This is a genomic window from Paenibacillus sp. UASWS1643 (assembly GCF_008693195.1).
GTDB lineage: Bacteria > Bacillota > Bacilli > Paenibacillales > Paenibacillaceae > Paenibacillus > Paenibacillus amylolyticus_B.
Genome location: NZ_VXKZ01000114.1, coordinates 196555 through 213006, shown reverse-complemented (window position 1 = coordinate 213006; position 16452 = coordinate 196555). Strand labels below are relative to the sequence as shown.

At 46.2% G+C, this 16452-nt stretch carries 15 protein-coding genes; 12 read left to right on the top strand and 3 right to left on the bottom strand.

Features of this window, described 5'->3' with window-relative positions; genetic code table 11:
• The first annotated feature begins 12 nt into the window (after positions 1-12).
• The 7 genes from FE296_RS23165 to FE296_RS23135 all read left to right on the top strand — a co-directional run bounded on the left by FE296_RS23165 (position 13) and on the right by FE296_RS23135 (position 7648).
• On the top strand, positions 13-882 hold the full coding sequence (locus tag FE296_RS23165) for a type II secretion system F family protein (RefSeq protein WP_150366478.1): 870 nt from the start codon (positions 13-15) through the stop codon (positions 880-882).
• An 11-nt stretch (positions 883-893) separates the two neighbouring features.
• Positions 894-1082, top strand: coding sequence for a Flp1 family type IVb pilin (locus FE296_RS23160; RefSeq protein WP_150366477.1), 189 nt, complete (start codon positions 894-896; stop codon positions 1080-1082).
• A complete protein-coding gene (locus FE296_RS23155) occupies positions 1066-1740 on the top strand; it encodes a TadE/TadG family type IV pilus assembly protein (protein WP_150366476.1) in 675 nt (224 codons plus the stop codon). The genes FE296_RS23160 and FE296_RS23155 overlap by 17 nt, the downstream gene beginning before the upstream one ends.
• Before the next feature lie 76 nt (positions 1741-1816).
• Positions 1817-3949 (top strand): hypothetical protein, encoded by a 2133-nt coding sequence (locus tag FE296_RS23150; protein WP_223869009.1) that lies wholly within the window; start codon positions 1817-1819, stop codon positions 3947-3949.
• Positions 3950-3978: 29 nt separating this feature from the next.
• The gene (locus FE296_RS23145) at positions 3979-5010 is read left to right on the top strand and encodes a pilus assembly protein (RefSeq protein ID WP_150366474.1); all 1032 of its coding nucleotides are present in this window, start codon (positions 3979-3981) and stop codon (positions 5008-5010) included.
• 11 nt (positions 5011-5021) lie between these two features.
• Complete coding sequence (locus FE296_RS23140) at positions 5022-5537, top strand: A24 family peptidase (protein WP_124113440.1); 516 nt, start codon at positions 5022-5024, stop codon at positions 5535-5537.
• A 338-nt stretch (positions 5538-5875) separates the two neighbouring features.
• Complete coding sequence (locus FE296_RS23135; RefSeq protein ID WP_150366473.1) at positions 5876-7648, top strand: DUF6382 domain-containing protein; 1773 nt, start codon at positions 5876-5878, stop codon at positions 7646-7648.
• Positions 7649-7660: 12 nt separating this feature from the next.
• Here FE296_RS23135 and FE296_RS23130 read toward each other — a convergent pair whose 3' ends face one another.
• Together FE296_RS23130 and FE296_RS23125 are read right to left on the bottom strand one after the other, a co-directional pair.
• A complete protein-coding gene (locus FE296_RS23130) occupies positions 7661-8572 on the bottom strand; it encodes a TIGR01777 family oxidoreductase (protein ID WP_150366472.1) in 912 nt (303 codons plus the stop codon).
• Between the two features lie 156 nt (positions 8573-8728).
• Positions 8729-9196 carry a DUF2621 domain-containing protein gene (locus tag FE296_RS23125; RefSeq protein ID WP_176872741.1) on the bottom strand — a complete coding sequence of 156 codons (468 nt, stop codon included), beginning with the start codon at positions 9194-9196 and terminating at the stop codon, positions 8729-8731.
• 170 nt (positions 9197-9366) lie between these two features.
• On the opposite strand from FE296_RS23125, the gene FE296_RS23120 reads away from it, so the two are divergent.
• Both FE296_RS23120 and purU read left to right on the top strand, forming a co-directional pair.
• Positions 9367-10473 (top strand): deoxyribonuclease IV, encoded by a 1107-nt coding sequence (locus FE296_RS23120; RefSeq protein WP_124113443.1) that lies wholly within the window; start codon positions 9367-9369, stop codon positions 10471-10473.
• A gap of 42 nt (positions 10474-10515) precedes the next feature.
• Complete coding sequence (purU, locus tag FE296_RS23115) at positions 10516-11409, top strand: formyltetrahydrofolate deformylase (protein WP_017689986.1); 894 nt, start codon at positions 10516-10518, stop codon at positions 11407-11409.
• Between the two features lie 74 nt (positions 11410-11483).
• Here the strand turns inward: purU and FE296_RS23110 are convergent, their stop codons facing one another.
• Positions 11484-11963, bottom strand: a complete 480-nt coding sequence (locus tag FE296_RS23110) for a hypothetical protein (protein ID WP_150366471.1) — start codon at positions 11961-11963, stop codon at positions 11484-11486.
• Positions 11964-12397: 434 nt separating this feature from the next.
• Between FE296_RS23110 and tkt the strand changes: the two genes are divergently transcribed.
• From tkt to FE296_RS23095, 3 genes are all read left to right on the top strand, one after another.
• Positions 12398-14440 carry a transketolase gene (tkt, locus tag FE296_RS23105; protein ID WP_036610788.1) on the top strand — a complete coding sequence of 681 codons (2043 nt, stop codon included), beginning with the start codon at positions 12398-12400 and terminating at the stop codon, positions 14438-14440.
• A 149-nt stretch (positions 14441-14589) separates the two neighbouring features.
• A complete protein-coding gene (gene ppnP / locus FE296_RS23100; protein WP_017689983.1) occupies positions 14590-14907 on the top strand; it encodes a pyrimidine/purine nucleoside phosphorylase in 318 nt (105 codons plus the stop codon).
• Positions 14908-15096: 189 nt separating this feature from the next.
• Complete coding sequence (locus FE296_RS23095) at positions 15097-16452, top strand: glucose-6-phosphate isomerase (protein ID WP_150366470.1); 1356 nt, start codon at positions 15097-15099, stop codon at positions 16450-16452.

Here is a 16452-nt window from a genome sequence, read left to right as displayed (position 1 = left end):
GGAGCTGAAACGATGCTGCTTCCCGTTATAGTCGCAGGGATGCTCGGAGCGGGATGGCTGGTGCTGGATCGAACCCGGGGGCAGACCTATAAGCATCTGCGCAAGCTGGATATGGAAGGATTACGACTGAAAAAATTGCATGGTCCCTTCCTGTTTATATTGGACAAGTTTGAGATTGGACGCAGATTGCCTGTGCTCATGTTTCGAATGCAACATGCCATTCAGAAAATGTATGGCATACAGCACAGTGGAGAGAAAACGATGCTTTATTGCGCTGAAATGTTGACCTATACATGGCTCATGCTGCTGGTGGGCTGCCTGTTATCACTCGTTGGAGATATGGGCATCGGAGGTATGGTAGGTGGGCTCGCGCTCGGTGCAGCGTTACCTTTTGCGCTCTACAAAGACATCAATACAAAGGTGCAGCGAAGAGACCAGGATATTCTTATGGAACTGCCTGAGCTGCTGAACCGAATTGTACTGCTGGTTGGCGCAGGGGAGACCGTGCAACGTACCATCGTTCACTGTGTGACAAGCCAGGGGGTACGGAATCATCCGTTATACAACGAACTCAGAAAGACAGTGGAAGATTGGAATAATGGTTATTCGTTTCAACAATCATTTGAACAGTTCAGTCGCCGCTGCGGTGTACAGGAAGTGACGATTTTTACGACAACAGTGCTACTGAATTTCCGACGTGGGGGAGGTGACTTTGTATTGGCGCTGCGGGATCTGTCACATGTGTTGTGGGAGAAACGCAAGGCTGTCAGTCGGGCGAAGGGAGAACAGGCTTCTTCCAAACTGGTGTTTCCGATGGTACTGATCTTTTTTACGATTGTGGTCATGATCGGGGCACCTGCTTTTATGATGATGAATATGTAGGAGGAATTGGGATGATGGAAGTGTTAAAAAACAAGGTAAGTGCATTTTGGAAAGAAGAGGACGGACTCGGCACGTTGGAGCTGATTCTGATTATCGGGGTTATTATCATTATTGCTTTGATTTTTAAAGACCAAATTAAAAAATTGGTAGAAAGACTGTTAACTAATGTGAGTAATAAAAGTAATGAATTCTTCGAATAACAAGTTCAAAAAGGAAGAAGGGAGCTTCACCGTTGAAGCCTCCCTGATCTTCCCTGTCTTGCTGTTTATTCTTGTGTTATTGCTCTTTTTCACCATGTACATGTATCAAAAGACATTCCTGAATCAACATGCCTATGCCGCTTCCGAACGTGCAGCCTATAGCTGGGACAACAGCCACAAACAGGCGATGACAGGTGAATATGTTGCTGGAGAACATGACAATCTGTACTGGAGACTGACGGATGATCGTATGCTTGGAGCGCTGTTTGGCTGGGCGGGAGCTGATAATCAGGTTAGCGTTTCTATACCTGCTGGTGAAGGCGGCAATCTCTCGGAACAGAAATTAGCACAAGCGGTGCAACATATGCCCTCAGCTATGAAAGGAACGATTGAGTATCAGAATTCACTAATTCAGCGGAAAGTAACAACCAAGCTGGAACAAGTAATTTCTTTGCCTCTTCCTTCTTTTTTGTTCGATTCAGGTAACCGTGTACTGACCCAGGGATCGTCTGCAGTTGTTGAACCGGTTGAATTCATTCGAACTGTAGATCTGGTCCGTTATTACGCAGCGAAGTTTAAAGGCAAAGGCGGAGAAGCCGCGAGTACTGCTGCGGAAGCAGGACAGGCTGTGCAGCATTTTGGCAAAAGCAAAAAGTGAGTAAAGGAGGAGGGCGGAGCTGTTTAGAAAAAAAGACGGTGAGTTGGGAGCCGTAACCCTTTTTTTTATATTAATATTGGCTGGAGTTTATATGTTTGTAGCTATATTCATTGATTACGCTCGTATTGCTGCATTCAAGGTACAGACCGAACGAATGACTCATGCTGCGATGAGATCCGTCATGTCCGCCTATGACACATCACTCCGGGAGTATGGTTTATTCGGGTATGGCGACAGCAGTGGGGATGCAATTATGGCTAAAGTGTTGAACGATAGTGTGAAGCCTTCAGCTGTAAAAGATGGATTCCCCATTCTGGATATCCAGTGGGATACAACTACGCTGAGCATGGAGCGTGAACTGGGCAGATACGATATATTTAATCGCCAGATTCAGGAGGACATGAAGTATCGGGCTCCGGTTGATTTTACCCTTGAAGTGATCAATCGGTTTAAACCGATATCAGACGAGATGAAGGAAGCAGCACACACGGTAGACTTGCTGAAAAAATTACAGAAGTTATATGACAAACGTGAAGAACTACTGGACGAAGCCATTGCCAATCAGACGGAATCCGCGGAGAAGCTGAAGAATCTTCCAAAGTTAATTATGGACCCGCCTTCACAAGCTATCTATGAAGAAATGTTGGAAGAAACACCAGAGACAGCTGCCGAGGCGGCGGCACGTTATGCAGATTATCTTAATAAGAAACAGGCAGATGAGGGACTGCCGTTCAGAGAGCAACAATACATATTGGAACTGGCTCGTTATCGGACTGGTGTTGGTAATGTGGTGACAGGCATCAGCATGATCATACAGCTCGCGTTACAGGCCCATCAAACAAAGCTGGAGGAAGCACAGTCCAAAATCGAAGAAGCGCGCAAGATTAATGATGAAATGAAACGTGTGATCGAGGAGGGGGAGAACCGTTCACAGAATGCCAGCTATGACAACGTCGGCAACTCGAATCTGCCTGGGACGAGTCCTGCATCTACTGGATCAGGTAGTGATGCTAAAAGCACACGTTCCCTCGCCTCGGAGCTTGTAAGGGCGGATAGCCTATTTGATCAGTTGAAAGCACGTGTGGTTTCACAGAATTCGGACTTCTCTAACGTCAGAAGAGACAACATGGAGTTGAATAATCAGCTTCGCAGCGTTACGGGAATGAGTGGAGTTCCGATTAAACCGGCGGTCAGACAGGCAAGTCAGGTTACGGAACGATATATAAACACCTATTTACGTAGCGGTCCTGCCAATCTCATCCTGCAAAGTAAGCAGCAGCTGGAAAGTGGTCGTGGGTCGGATGCCCAGCGCAAAGCGAATGACAAAGAATCCAAAGGGAAATTGAAGGAAGTCAAACGAATCTTGTCGCAGATTCAGAATGGAAGTTCGGGTTCCATGGACGCTTTCAAACAGTTGGAGGAGTATTACAACGCTAATATTGCTTTTAATGAGGCTAGTCGTGAGGAATCCAAAAAGGCAGAGATTGCTGGTGATCCCTATGACTCTGGTGGCGATGCCATGAAGGGAATGGACAGTTTGTTTGGCGGGATGTCCGGTCTGCTGGACAGTCTTGGCGACGAATTATTTCAGAATGAGTATGCTCTAGCCTATTTCAATTCCATGGACTTTGGTCAGTTATTTACCTGGACTGAAGGTGGTGGAAATGCTGGTGAAGTCTTCAAACTGGAGAATCAGGAACTGGAGTATATCGTTTATGGGTTTCATAATCCATCGGGTAACATTGCTGCGGCATATGCGGAGATATTTGGGATGCGGCTGGCTATTCGAACCGCAGAAGGGTTAATTGAGCACAGCAAGCTTGGGAACCCACTTCTGGTATTATCGGCGGCAATCTTATACGGGATTACAAACGCCATCGCGGATATGGTGAAACTAGCAAAAGAGGGCAGTGTCGAATTGTCCAAGTATATCAAAGTCAAACTGACGTATAGGGACCATCTCCGATTGTTCCTATTGATGCATAGTAACAATGAACGCAAAATGTCCAGAATGCTGGCGCTAATTCGATTGAATACTGGTGTGAATCCAGATGAGAAACAGACGTATGCTTCGGGTAACATGCGTAGTAGCATCAAGATGTGGTTTTTACCAGGGGTGGTTAGAAGCATAGGTGCAGTTATGGGTAGTGAGGATCAGGTTGAAGATGGGCGATTTTTCATTGAGCGGAAGGCGGATTATTCCTATTGAATAATCAGGATCGTTTCGGTGGAGGGATTATGAATAAGCAGCAACATTATGAAAAAGAAAGCGCACAAATGCAGATTCGTTTAACAAGAATAATCAGATTGCAGCGTTTGAAGTCTCTCAAAAAGCAGATATGTTCTTCGAAAAAGGAACAGGGTAGCATGGTTCTGGAAGCCTCACTAGTGTTACCTGTCTTCCTGTTCTTTATCATGTTTCTCATCTTCATAGTGCAAATGACTCTAATCTCCACAGCGTTACAGAGCACGGCGGGTGAAGCGGTGAAGCAGTTATCAACGAAAATATATCCCGTTTCCCTGGCATTCACACCTTCTGATTCTGCCGGCGGAGAAGGTTCTGGAGGGGGGTGGAAGATACCAGAGTTATCTCTGACGGAATGGGCAGAAGGTTATGCTTCTTCTCTGCCCGAGCCATTAAGTGATTGGGTACGTTCAGCGGCGGCCAGTGGTGAACAACCACTACAGGAGATCAAAACATCCGTTTTGGAAACCGTTCTTGATCCCACGGTAAAACCGCTGCTTCAACCATTTATCGAACCAACGCTGCTGAATATGGAACGTGTTCATGTGAATGGTATTTCAATACCTGATCTCAAAAACAAAACAAATCCATATTTCCGACTTGAACTGAGTTATGAATTGCCTATAAAAGTCCCCTTTCTCAGTAAACCGTTACGGATTCAGGCTGCTGCGGCAGAACGGGCATGGATTGGAGATACCGGAGAAGGATCAAATGGCAGCGCAGGAGACGGGGATACTGCGGGTTCAGCAACGGTACTGTCGAAGCCTGACCCGGCATACATAGGCAACAATGCAACGATCAAGGTGAAGGTAGAACCAGGGGCGACAGCCAACTTAACGATATTTTACAAGTCAGGTGAAAGTTCTGCGAAGCACATCGGCTGGGCTACCGCAGATGAGAATGGAATTATTGAATGGAAGTGGTTTGTTGGTACTCGGACAACAGAAGGAACATGGAGTTTTGTTGTCGAGACAGGGGACGGTGCCAAGACGGAGACTACGTTTACGGTAGCCTCCAGAAAATAAGGAAGGGGATGATGGAGGTGGAGTGGTTTTACATTGCCTGTGGCATATACGTCATTGCAGCTTTTATTACAGATATTCGTTCCATGAAAATTCCAAATCGATTGACTTTACCCGTGACTGCCGCTGGCGTATTAGCCCATATCATATGGGGAGGTTGGGATGGTTTCTTGTTCTCAGCCGCTGGATTTGCAGCAGGTTTTGGCATTTTGTTTCTGGTGTATGCGATTGGGGCGGTAGGAGCAGGAGATGTGAAATTGTTTGGTGGGATTGGCGCATGGACGGGACTTGCTTTTGGCATTCATGTCATTATTTACTCCGTTTTGTACGCGGGCGCAATTGGTTTAGTGATACTTCTATTCCGTAAAGATTCAGCGAAACGAATTCGAGGCATGGCAGGTAGTCTTGCAGGTTTTTTCATGCTCGGTTCGCTCAAGCTGGTAAATAAAGAGAAGACATTGAAGTTTCCATTTATGCTTGCCGTCTTGCCCGGGTTTATCACGGTCCTTGTCTCAGGACTTTTCCCTTGATATCAGGAGTCTGGAAAACGTTAAGATAACAGTGATCGAAAATAGCACTGCGATTGGAGTGGAAGAGTGTGGTGTATTGTAACTCAACTTATATCAACTAATATTTTTTACACGAGAACGGAGAGGACGGAAAAAACAAGAAGAAGCGGAGCTAAAAGCTTTCTGAAAGAAAGCTGCATCGGAAGCATATACTTCGCCTTTATCCCGGGATTTTCCCCTTTACAAAGGGAATCAAGAAATCTGGGGATAACAGCGATCGGAAGGTTGTTCCGTCATCGAAGTTTCAGTGTAAACATTCTTTAGTTGAACCTATACAGCAACGGAAAGAGAGGATTGGCATGTATGGATTAACGAGAGATTTTATTCGTAACGGCGGAGCGTTCATGGTTTTGGAGAAAGAGGACGGGTTACGAATGGAGGAATTGAGCCGGGTACAGATGGGGATGTTGTCGTCCAATCAGATTCCGCGACTTCTTCCTGTTCATATTCGGGAAGTCGATCGAAATGTAACTTTGCAGTACGACATATCAGGGTACAAGATGTTATCCCAGTTGTTAAAGTCAAGCAAAATCAAATTGCGTGTTTTGTATGGTTTGTTGTTCCAACTAGCTGATGCCCTCACGGAATGCCGGCAATATATGCTGGAGCCTCGTAAATTATTGATCCAGGAAGAGTACTTATTCATCAACGGTTCATTCGAACAGGGTGAACTTGGGATGGTATATGTACCAATCGTGGATACGGTTGAAGTTGATCCGACACCTCGGCAATTTCGTGAGCTGGTGATCAGGCTGATGGCAAATGTACAGGAACTGCAGGGAGAAGGCATTCAGCGTGTTCTGCATTTATGTGACAACGAGCGCTGGGATATCAGACAGTTGCGCGAGCTTCTGCTGGAATTATACGCTGACGAGCAAGAGAATGGAGGAGGCGCAGCATTTCTCTCGTCCAGAACTTCGGAAATACCCAATGATTCAAGAGGTGATCTTCATTCGTCGATTTCTGAGCGAGAGAGCAGGCTAGCCACTGGTTCTTCTCGGTCATATCAACCCGGTCCTCCCGTTCAAAATGCTGGTGTGGGGCCGCAACTAAATTTCCGTCAGCCGCAGAAAACGAGTGAATCCGAGGTTGAAGACATTCCGGTGAGATCTCGAACCTTTCTAGGCAGGCGATCACCTGAGCAATCTTCATTAGAGAGCTCAAACAACATGGATCAGGGACGAAGTAACCCGTATGATTCGCTAGAGCGTGTTGATATGGAGGTGGAAGAAAAGCCTGGTTCTTCAAAAGTAACCTATATCATATTGGGCTGCATGGTTGCCATGGCATTGGTATGGAGATTTATTTACATGGAGCAACCGGGACAGACGCAGATGATCCTGTGCATGGTACTCAGCCTTGGCTTGTTTGGTGTAGCAGGATGGACGTGGAAGCGTAAGGGAAGCACTCATAATGACTCAGAGAATAAGCGGTCTTTTTCATTCAGTTTAGTTAAGAACAAAGGCAAGCAAACGGAAGAGGACGAGGAACAATTTCAGGAAAGTTGGCGCTGGAATACAGCTGATAGGAAAGAGGAACGCATAAACCAAATGGTTGCATCTGCCTCAGAAGGTGGTAGCGAGCATTCCCGTTTTCAAAATTTGCATATGACACCTGAACACTCCGAACCATCGTTCGTTCAGCGCCATGTGGAAACGGTAGCTTCAACTTCAGAACTAATTCGACAGGATGCAATTGCGGAGGCAACCGTGAATTTGCAGAATCTGAGTGGAGGAATTGTTACAGTGGCAGGGCCGGTATTGCCATCATTTTATCTTGAACGAAGATCTGGCACCGGTGACCAACATGAACGGATGGATGTGCAAGGAGCATCTTTTGTCATCGGAAGATCAGCAGACATGGTTCAGTGGGTGGACACAGCGACCGGTGTGTCCCGTGCTCATGTGGAATTGAGCCGGAACAAATCGGGCTATGTCATTAAGGATCTGGGTTCAGTGAATGGGACCATTCTTCAGGGCAATATTCTTGCTCCTTATAAGGAGTATCCCTTGGTGGATGGAGATACATTTAAACTTGCGGAATCAGTCTACACTTATCGGTCGGTCGGATAAGACATAGTTCAATCAGTCAGATAAGCCGCGGTGCTTCAGATCTTCCAGTGCCTGGGTTAAGGTAGGGAAAGTGAATTGGAATCCGTGATCGAGTGCTTTTTGCGGAATGACTCTCTGTCCCTGAAGCAGAACAACGGATAGTTCACCAACTAAGGTTTTAATTAAGAAGCTGGGTACCGGGAACCAGTGAGGGCGATGATACACTTCACCGACCGTACGACCGAATTCATCATTGGTAACAGGATTTGGTGAGGAAGCATTGACCGGACCTGACACTTGTTTATTATGAATGCTAAAATCAATGAGTCTTACGATATCCATAATGTGAATCCAGCTAGTCCATTGCTTGCCACTGCCGATCTTGCCACCAACACCCAGCATATAAGGCAGTTTCATCAATGGAAAGGCACCTCTTTTATGTCCGAGAACCAGACTTACCCGGATTTTAACGAGTCTGACATTTTTGATTGCATCTGCAGCAACTTCCCATTGTTCCGAGACCCGGGACGGGAAATTCATGGATTTTTGCGGACTGCTCTCGTCAAAGGTTTCGGTAGGGGAGGTTCCATAGATGGCCATGGCAGAAGCTTGAACTACCACTTCCGGCTTTTGCTCCAGGGTTTCTACCAATCGGGCTACCCGCGCTACGGTCGTTACTCGGGATTCAACAATCTCCAGCTTTGCCTTGGTTGTCCAGCGTTGATTCAGCGTTTCTCCAGCAAGGTTAACGAGAGCGTCCATACCTTCCAGCAAGTGAGGTTGTTCTTCGACTTGCTCCCATGATATATATGTAAGATTTTTACTTGGATTATGCAGGTCAGGCAGTTTTCGTGTAATAACTTTCACATGGTGCCCGGCTTGCAGCCAGTAATCTACAAGTGCTCCTCCCACAAATCCAGTACCTCCACAAATGGCAATTTTCATATCAAACATCCTCTCTGTATTTTCACTGCCCTGATATACACCCATGAATCGACAAACAGCCCCGTACGGTAAGCAATGCCTGTTGGGAACGACTTACCTGACGGAGCATATCTGTAAATTAACCAAATCTATATGCCACTTAACTCATCTTTTATTTTATTTAATCAAATGTTGATAAGGGGAATAATCGATTTTGTTTTTCTCCAAAAATTTTACCAAAAACTTATTATCCCGCTTCGGTGTGGCAATAATGTATCCTTTAATGCAATGATCTCTTGATACTTCCGTGGCGTTGTCTTCGACTGCAATTTTACCGATCTCTGCAGCAATGGAATGTTTGGCAATGTCACGAAATGGCCCTGGCACAGGCTCCACAAGTTGATCCAAAAAAGCTTTGGCTTCATCTGTCCATAAGTGACGGCTGGCTTCAACCCAATAATTCTGCCAATCCAGTTTGGACTTTCCGTCCGCTTTTGGTAGCACTTTCAAAAACTTGCGCATCATGAAAAATCCACCGATACACATGCTGCCAAGCAATAAAAAAGTCCAGAATGCGATTGTATTCATAAACCAATTGCTGGGGGAACTGCTGGTCAGTATCATCGCGTAGGAGTCGAAAATCATTGCGGAGTCACCTCGGTTCATTGATTTTCACGGAAAGACGGATTCCGCCTACCCATGTTCCACATATTAGCTGTCAAAAATAGCCTCTATCCTGAATTATAGCGCATTTCTAGATTTATTTCGATAATCGCGTTAGAATAAGGGATAATTCAGATTAAGGGGGATCAATAATGCTGAAAATCGGCTCCCACGTGTCCTTTTCGGACAAGGGATTATTGAGTGCAACGAAGGAAGCGTCTACGTACGGTTCCAGTTCGTTTATGATATATACGGGTGCACCACAGAATACACGTCGCAAGCCAATTGAATCCATGTATATTGAAGAAGGCAAACTTGCCATGCAAGAGGGTGGAATGGAAGATATCGTTGTCCATGCACCGTACATTATTAATCTTGGCTCATACAAAGACAACACGTATAGACTCGCTGTAGATTTCCTTCAGGAAGAGATCCGTCGTACACATGCCATTGGTGTCAAAAACATCGTATTACATCCCGGCGCATTTACAGACAAAGATGCCCACTATGGGATCGGACGGATCGCAGAAGGGTTGAATGAAGTGCTGGAAGGTGTGAAAGAGACAGATGTGAACATCGCTCTGGAAACCATGGCTGGCAAAGGTACGGAAATGGGGCGCAGTTTCGAAGAAATCGCCCAGATTATCGAGAAAGTAACGTATAACGAGCGCCTGACCGTGTGTATGGATACATGCCACATTCATGATGCCGGATATGATATCGTTAATGATTTTGACGGTGTACTGGAACAATTCGATCGTACGGTAGGACTTGACCGCATTGCCGTAATGCATATTAATGATAGTAAGAATGCTGTGGGTGCGCACAAGGACCGTCATACTCCAATTGGTTCTGGCTGGATCGGGTTTGAGGCGATTAACCGCATCGTCAACCATGAGAAGCTTCAAGGACGTCCATTTATTCTGGAGACACCTTGGATTGGTAAAGAGGCCAAGACACAGCGTCCAATGTATGAGGTGGAGATTGCCCTGCTTCGTGGGGATGTTGCCGGTCGATTCGGCCAGGAATTCCTGACAGAAGTAGAACAGTTGCAACACTTTTTCAAAGGTAAAGAGATTGAGTCTCGTTCGTATATTCTGGATGTGTGGACGTTGCTCAAAAATGATGCCAAAGCCAAAAAGGCAGATCCGCGCGAACCACTGGAACGCCTCTATGACATGGTGGCTGAAGCTGCACTATTCCCGCATTTGAATGAAGAACAACTGAATCATCGCTTGATTGCATGGCTTGCGGGTTAATCCCGCAGGTCATGGCTTAATTGAAGGAGGAAGAATAACCCGATGGAGATCCACGCTAAACAAGTACGCCCTGATTCTAAAAACCGCGCCGATCGTGCGCGCATGCTTATTTCCTGTCCTGATGGTCCAGGAATTGTAGCTGCCGTCTCTCACTTCCTGCACCAGCATGGTGCGAACATTGTTCAGTCGGACCAGTACACAATGGACCCTGCTGGCGGCATGTTCTTTATGCGAATTGAGTTTGATCTTCCGCAATTGTTGGTCAATTTGCCGAAACTGGAAGCAGATTTTGCAGAAGTAGCAAGCCGTTTCCAAATGGAATGGACGTTATCTGCGGTTAGCCGCAAGAAGAAACTGGCTATCTTTGTATCCAAAGAAGATCATTGTCTGGTTGAATTGTTGTGGCAATGGCAGGCAGGCGACCTGGATGCTGATATTGCTCTTGTGGTCAGCAACCATCTGGACATGAAGGACTACGTAGAATCATTTGGCATTCCATATCATCATATTCCGGTAACAGCAGATACGAAGAAAGAAGCGGAACAGCGCCAGCTGGACGTCATTGGCAATGATGTGGATGTGATCATTTTGGCTCGTTACATGCAGATTATCTCTCCGATGTTCATTGAGCATTACCGCAATCGAATCATTAATATTCACCATTCGTTCCTGCCAGCCTTTGTGGGTGGTAAACCGTATGCGCAGGCGTACAACCGCGGTGTCAAAATTATCGGTGCGACAGCGCACTATGTTACGGAAGAACTGGATGGCGGACCAATTATCGAACAGGACGTGCAGCGTGTAAGCCACGGGGACGATGTAACCGAGCTGAAGCGTATTGGACGTACCATTGAGCGTGTTGTGCTTGCACGTGCCGTGAAATGGCATGTCGAAGACCGTGTTCTTGTTCACGAAAATAAAACCGTTGTATTTTAAGCTCACGCTTTAATACTGTGCAAGGTTGATTCGGAACCACGTAATAGACTAACAAAAAAGCGACCCCAATTCGTTTACGAAACGGGAGTCGCTTTTTTTGTTGTGTTGATATACTTTCCGCACAAGCCAAGCATAATACCGAATAGCAGATGTCCTACAATCCAGTAGAGGATGGCGGACACATCGTACAAGTCTGGCACACGTGATGACAATTGAGAGAGTGGAATGTAGAGCAGGGATGAGGCGGCACCAAGCAAAATTCCTTTGAACATGGGACGCCCTGTGCGCCGTACCCACCACACATAGAGGATGCCGATCACAACGGACACAACTAGATGCAGAGAAATTTCAATGATTTCGGGTAAGGTTGGTGGAAGACCAGACACAAAATCAATATTCAACAGCAGAGTATATACTTGTTCACCAGTGTTGGCCTGAATCATTTTGAGGAAAAATCCCAGGACAAATCCTGAGAGAATTCCCGTTAAAATACCGGATAACCAGGGTAATGAGTGTTTTACCGATGTTGATGGGTGAGCAACAGGATCTGGCATGATTGCGACCTCCTATGATTGACGCGTGTACATCTGAAAAGTAAACCACAGCCCGATTTTCGAATCCATATTAAGGAACATTATATGTGAATTGAGGATGAATATCTAAAAAATGCATGGTTTTCAGGTTAAAGGTTATACTTCATGCGATGGATTTGCGAGGCTCCTAAAGTCTGCTTTTGGAATTTAGTACCTTGTACAGTACGATTTTTGCTTGATAGGCCAAGGAATATTCATCACAAACAACCGATTTTTCACGAACTTCTGAAAGAAGGTTATGGAAAAGCTTCACGCCAAGTGATACAATACAAAAGTGAATAAGTCAAAATGAAACACTCAAGCGGATTCACTTATTGTGAAATTCGGTTTGCTTGTATGATGAGAGGGATTCGCTTGCGCACCCGACTTATCTAAAGACATGAGGAGGACAAACCATGACTGACAAGAACGAAGCGATTCAAAAGGACGAGAATACTACAATCGACAACCTGTCGATTACGACCGTACGTACTTTGGCGATTGATGCAATTGAGAAGGCAAATTCCGGACATCCGGGCATGCCTATGGGCTCCGCTCCAATGGGGTACCAACTTTTTGCAAAAACGATGACTCATAACCCGGACCACCCAACTTGGGTTAACCGGGACCGTTTTGTCCTGTCTGCAGGACACGGCTCCATGTTGCTGTACAGCTTGCTGCACCTAAGCGGATATGATCTTCCAATGGAAGAACTGAAACAGTTCCGTCAATGGGGAAGCAAAACTCCGGGTCACCCGGAATTCGGACATACTGCAGGTGTTGATGCAACTACAGGCCCACTGGGTCAAGGTATTGCAATGGCTGTAGGTATGGCGATGGCTGAAGCTCAACTGGGCGCAACTTACAATAAAGACAAGTTCAACGTCGTTGACCACTACACTTACGCAATCTGTGGTGATGGTGACTTGATGGAAGGCGTTTCTCATGAATCAGCTTCCCTGGCTGGACGTTTGCACCTGGGCAAACTGATCATGTTGTTCGACTCCAATGACATCACGCTCGATGGTAAATTGGATCTGTCTTCTTCCGAAAGCATCGCGAAGCGTTTTGAAGCTTATGGCTGGCAAGTGCTGCGCGTTGAAGATGGTAACGATCTGCCTGCAATTGAAAAAGCAATTCAGGAAGGTCAAGCAGATACGCTGCGTCCTACACTGATCGAAGTTAAAACGGTTATCGGTTATGGTAGCCCGAACAAACAAGGTAAAGGCGGCCACGGCGGTACTCACGGATCTCCACTGGGTGCAGACGAAGCCAAATTGACTAAAGAGTATTACAAATGGGTTTATGAAGAAAACTTCCACGTACCAGCTGAAGTTCGCGATCACTTTGCACAAGTGAAAGATCGTGGTATCTCTGCTAACAAAGCTTGGGACGAGAAATTTGCCGAGTATAAAAAAGCTTTCCCTGAGCTGGCAGCTCAATTTGAAACAGCGATTAACGGCGACCTTCCAGAAGGTTGGGACCGTGATCTTCCTAAATATGCAGCAACAGACAAAGCCCTTTCCACTCGTGTAGCATCCGGTAACGCTCTGAACGGTCTGGCGCACAACGTGCCACAACTGACAGGTGGATCTGCTGACTTGGAAAGCTCCACAATGACTCACCTGAACAACCTGGAGAACTTCACACCTGAAGATTACTCCGGCCGTAACATCTACTTCGGTATCCGTGAATTCGGTATGGCTGGAGCAATGAACGGTATGGCACTGCACAGCGGTGTGAAAGTATTCGGAGGTACGTTCTTCGTATTTACCGATTACCTGCGTCCCGCTGTTCGTCTGGCTGCCCTGATGGGATTGCCTGTAACGTATGTTCTGACTCACGACAGTATCGCTGTTGGTGAAGACGGTCCTACGCACGAACCGATCGAGCAATTGGCATCCCTGCGTATCATTCCTAACCTGACGGTTATTCGTCCGGCTGATGGTAATGAAACTTCGGCTGCTTGGGCTTACGCGCTTGAGAACAAGAGCAACCCGGTTGCACTCGTACTCACTCGTCAAAACCTGCCGATCCTGGAAGGTACCGTTGAAGGTTCACGTGAGAACGTGAAACGTGGTGCTTATGTTGTCTCTGATGCAAAAGATGGCAAAGCGGTAGCACAAATCATCGCTACAGGTTCTGAAGTGCAATTGGCTGTTAAAGCTCAAGCAGCACTTGCAGAACAAGGCATCCAAGTTCGCGTAATCAGCATGCCAAGCTGGGATCTGTTCGAGAAACAAGACAAAGCTTACAAAGAGTCCGTTCTTCTTCCGGATGTTAAAGCTCGTCTTGCAATTGAAATGGCATATCCAATGGGCTGGGAGAAATATGTTGGCGATCAAGGTGACATTCTCGGAATCAGCACATTTGGTGCATCCGCGCCTGGCGACCGTGTTATCCAAGAATATGGCTTTACAGTGGACAACGTGGTTAGCCGCGTAAAAGCATTGCTGTAATAGCTTCATAAGCGCTGCTATGGTTGGGAGGGCGTCATGCTGTCCTGATCCATGGCAGCAAGTTATTTCCGCAGAGAAGGGCGGTGACTCATTATCGCCCTGATCTGTTTTGCCTTTTGTTTTCATTAACTTCAGGGGAGCGGGTACGCATGTCACAATTCGATCAAGTCAGTGTAGTGAAAGAGGCCAACATTTATTATGATGGTCAGGTAACCAGCAGAACGGTTATTTTGGGGGATGGCAGCAAAGTGACTCTGGGCATCATGCTTCCAGGCAGTTATGAGTTCGGTACAGATTCCCGTGAAATTATGGAGATTCTGTCCGGAGATCTGAAAGTATTGCTTCCCGGAGAAGAAGAGTGGCAAGAGATTCAAGGTCAAGCTACGTTCCACGTGCCTGCCGAATCCAAATTCAAACTGGAGATACGCAGCGTTACTGACTACGTCTGCTCGTACCCGGCGGAATAACATAAGAAGGGTAAGCAGAACCGCAACCCGCGGATTCGGTTTACCCTTTTTGCTTCTTGAATACGAACGACAAAGTTCGAGCTGCAAGCTTGTCAGCCCCGTGGATTTGAAGTATCCTTAAGGCAAGTTGTTTAGAATGGAACACGGATACGGAAATAATATAACCGAAATCAGGAGGTTTTTGAGATCATGGCAAAAAAAGTGACATTTGACTATAGCACGGCATTGCAATTTGTAAATCAGCACGAAGTGGATTATTTCGCAGAACCGATTCGCCTGGCTCACGAGCAGCTTCACAACGGAACAGGAACAGGCTCCGATTATCTGGGCTGGATTGACCTGCCAACGGCTTATGATAAAGAAGAGTTCGCTCGCATTCAAAAAGCAGCTGCCAAAATCCAAAGCGACTCCGAAGTACTGATCGTTATCGGTATCGGTGGATCATACCTGGGTGCACGTGCAGCGATTGAAATGCTGACTCACTCGTTCTATAACAATCTGCCAAAAGACAAACGCAAAACGCCTGAAATCTATTTTGCAGGAAACAATATCAGTTCCACATATGTAACTCATTTGCTGGATCTGGTTGAAGGCAAAGATTTCTCTGTTAACGTCATCTCCAAATCCGGTACAACAACAGAGCCCGCAATTGCTTTCCGTATCTTCCGTGCAGCACTGGAAGAGAAATATGGTAAAGAAGAAGCACGCAAACGCATCTATGCTACAACAGACAAAGCGCGCGGTGCACTAAAAGAACTGGCAAATGCAGAAGGATACGAATCTTTCATTATCCCGGATGATGTAGGTGGACGTTACTCCGTTCTGACAGCTGTAGGTTTGTTGCCAATCGCAGCAGCTGGTATCAGCATCGAAGAAATGATGCAAGGTGCGGCTGATGCTTCCAAAGAATACAGCAACCCAAACGTAGCTGAGAATGAAGCATATCAATATGCTGCAGTTCGTAACGCATTGTATCGTAAAGGCAAAGGAACTGAGATTCTTGTAAACTATGAGCCATCCCTGCACTTCGTGTCCGAGTGGTGGAAACAACTGTTTGGAGAGAGTGAAGGTAAAGACTACAAAGGGATCTATCCTGCATCCGTTGATTTCTCTACTGACTTGCACTCCATGGGTCAATTCATTCAGGAAGGTAGCCGGAATATCTTCGAAACGGTTATCCAGGTTACTGAAGTTGCTGAGCATATCTCAATCAAATCCGATCCGGAAGATCTGGATGGTTTGAACTTCCTTGAAGGAAAAACGATGGACTTTGTTAACAAAAAAGCGTTCCAAGGAACACTGCTTGCACATACGGATGGTCAAGTACCAAACCTGATTGTGAACATTCCAGATATGACTCCATATTCTTTCGGATATCTGGTATACTTCTTTGAAAAAGCATGCGGTATCAGTGGCTACCTGCTGGGCGTCAATCCATTTGACCAACCAGGCGTGGAAGCTTACAAGAAAAATATGTTCGCATTGCTGGGCAAACCAGGCTTTGAAGAAGAGAAAGCAGCGCTCGAAGCGAGACTTTCCGAATAA